The following is a 2,376-nucleotide window of genomic DNA, read 5'->3' on the forward strand; positions in this document are numbered from 1 at the left end:
CGTTTGGAATCAATGAGTTATGTGCGTTTTGAACGCTTCATTTCTGATTGGCACAACTCTTCTACTTACGAGTTGATAGAAATGCTTTTTGGCGAGATTTAAAACTTGTGATTGCCATGAACTTCCAATGGCAACTAACCCCTGCCCTCGCCTAGCAGGTTTTTGCCCCGTCACTTGTCTTCTACTAGTGCCTCAAGTCAATCGACCTGATTTGGCCTGCTTTTGCGCCTTTGGCCCAAAGATCACCACTTCGCTTTCGCCCTGACGGGCAAATGTGATTCCTTCACTTTCATACGCAACAAGGATTCGTTTGAGCGTTGCCAACTTCAAGGTGTCTGCCAATGCGCCAAGTTCGTTGGCTTTTTCAAGGCGCTTGATGGTTGCAATACCGACCGATGCTTTTTCCGCCAACGCCTGCTGGCTCCAGAACAAATAGCTTCTCGCTGCCACCAATTGGGCTATGGAAGGCAATGTGTAGTTGATTTCAGTCAGGTCTTGCATTGATCCCAATCGTATCACTCAAGCAACATATTCTCAATTATTTGCGACAAAGTGGTTTACATGTACTTTCAGATCACTTATGATCCACTATGGATCTTTTAAAGGTCTTAATAGTATTAGACAGATACCAAAGGGGAACGTTCATGCGGGTTGATTTCGATGCAAAGACACTTGAAAGTGTAACTATTCCACAGGGCAAACAAAAAGTCACCCTAACAGATACCCGCACACGTGGGCTTCAGTTTGAGCTGCGCCAAAGCGGTGGTCATTTCAGCTACCGCTATTCATATCAAGGCCGGCAAAGGGGCATCCCTATTGGCCCTTATGGTGTTTTAAAGGTCACTGACGCTCGCCGCCGTGCTGTTGAGTTAGCGAGGATGGTGGCGCTTGGCCAAGACCCCTTGAACATTAAAGACGAGCAGCGCCTATGTCCAACATTTCACCAGTTCTTTATTCAAAAGTATTTGCCCTTCGTGAAGGTGGACAAGCGCAGTTGGCCAACCGATGAGAGCCTCTACAGAAATCACATCAAGGATGCGTTTGGAGAGATCAAGCTGAACCAAATTACCAAGGGCAAGGTGCGGGACTTTTTGCACAGCAAAATTGGCAGCGGTAGTGCCAAGGGAACAGTTAACCGGATGCTTGTCCTTTTGCGCTACAGCTTTAACCTTGCCATTGAGTGGGAAGTGGCCGGCGTGACTGAAAACCCCGCCAAAGGGGTTAAGCCCTTTCAGGAGAACAACAAGATTGAGCGGTATGTCACGCAGGAAGAGTCTTTGGCCCTTAAGGCGGCCCTTGAGCAAAGCGTTAACCCACTGCTCAAGTACATCATTGCTTATCTGTTGGTGACAGGGGCTAGAAAACAAGAAGCCCTGCGTGCTCGGTGGGACGACATAGATTTGAATGCCAATGTGTGGCGCATTCCTTTATCAAAGTCAGGTAAGGTGCGCCACATTACTTTGTCTGAGACTGCCGTCGATTTCTTGATGTTGGTTAAGACGAACAATGCCACACTGCTGGGCCAGAAGTTTGACGGTTGCCCCTACGTATTTCCCAATCCAATTACGCTTAAACCGTTCTGTAATGTGTTTTATGCATGGGATACAGCAAGACGATTGGCAGGGCTGCCAGAGGTGCGTATCCACGATTTAAGGCACACCTTTGCCAGCACCTTGGTCAACAACGGTGTGTCGCTCTATGAGGTGCAAAAGCTGCTGGGCCATGCACACATCAGAACTACTGAGCGATATGCACACTTAAAACAGGAGCGGTTGCAAGAGTCGGCTGAGTTTGCAGGAAAGACATTTGCCCACATTCTTAATACGCCTGATCCAATCATCGTTACAGGTGGGATGGCCTTGCTTAAATGAATATCAAATGCCACTTGCTTCAACCGTCCCAATGGATTACACTTAATTATGCAAACCGTTGCTGAATTACCAAATTACATCCGAGTTGCTGACAAGCTATTGGATGAAGAAGAGCGTCAGGATATTTTGGATTACTTAGCGGAGCACCCTAAAGCCGGCAGCCTGATGGTTGGCACTGGTGGTGTCAGAAAGCTGAAGTGGGGGCGTGGATCGCAGGGGAAAAGTGGCGGGGTGAGGGTAATTTATTACTTTCACAACGTATCAATTCCCGTATATCTTTTGGCCATGTTCCCGAAAAATGAGCAAGAAAACCTTACCAAAGCTGAACGAAATGAATTGGCCAAATTGACTACTTTGCTAATACAAACATGGGAAAAAAGGAAGAAATCAAAATGACAAGTGCATTTGAAAATATCAAGGCTGGATTGATGGAGGCTATTACCCATGCCGATGGCAAGGCTCCACACATCAAAGTTCACCGTCCACGCCCTGTTGACGTGAAAGC

At 47.2% G+C, this 2,376-nt stretch carries 3 protein-coding genes; 2 read left to right on the forward strand and 1 reads right to left on the reverse strand.

Annotation, left to right across the window (positions count from 1 at the left end; translation table 11 throughout):
* Positions 1 to 192 precede the first annotated feature (192 nt).
* On the reverse strand, positions 193 to 501 hold the full coding sequence (locus tag ABW391_RS29290; RefSeq protein WP_353485451.1) for a helix-turn-helix domain-containing protein: 309 nt from the start codon (positions 499 to 501) through the stop codon (positions 193 to 195).
* Positions 502 to 644: 143 nt separating this feature from the next.
* Here ABW391_RS29290 and ABW391_RS29295 point away from each other — a divergent pair, with 143 nt between their 5' ends.
* Both ABW391_RS29295 and ABW391_RS29300 read left to right on the forward strand, forming a co-directional pair.
* On the forward strand, positions 645 to 1,871 hold the full coding sequence (locus tag ABW391_RS29295) for a site-specific integrase (protein WP_353485452.1): 1,227 nt from the start codon (positions 645 to 647) through the stop codon (positions 1,869 to 1,871).
* Between the two features lie 48 nt (positions 1,872 to 1,919).
* The gene (locus tag ABW391_RS29300; RefSeq protein ID WP_353485453.1) at positions 1,920 to 2,267 is read left to right on the forward strand and encodes a type II toxin-antitoxin system RelE/ParE family toxin; all 348 of its coding nucleotides are present in this window, start codon (positions 1,920 to 1,922) and stop codon (positions 2,265 to 2,267) included.
* Positions 2,268 to 2,376: the final 109 nt, after the last annotated feature.

Origin of the sequence: Haliscomenobacter sp. (genome assembly GCF_040403615.1) — a bacterium.
Classification (GTDB): domain Bacteria; phylum Bacteroidota; class Bacteroidia; order Chitinophagales; family Saprospiraceae; genus Haliscomenobacter.

Coding starts and splice junctions, on each gene's coding strand:
- ABW391_RS29295 (WP_353485452.1), top strand. CDS start 645: ATGCGGGTTGATTTCGATGCAAAGACACTTGAAAGTGTAACTATTCCA.
- ABW391_RS29290 (WP_353485451.1), bottom strand. CDS start 501: ATGCAAGACCTGACTGAAATCAACTACACATTGCCTTCCATAGCCCAA.
- ABW391_RS29300 (WP_353485453.1), top strand. CDS start 1,920: ATGCAAACCGTTGCTGAATTACCAAATTACATCCGAGTTGCTGACAAG.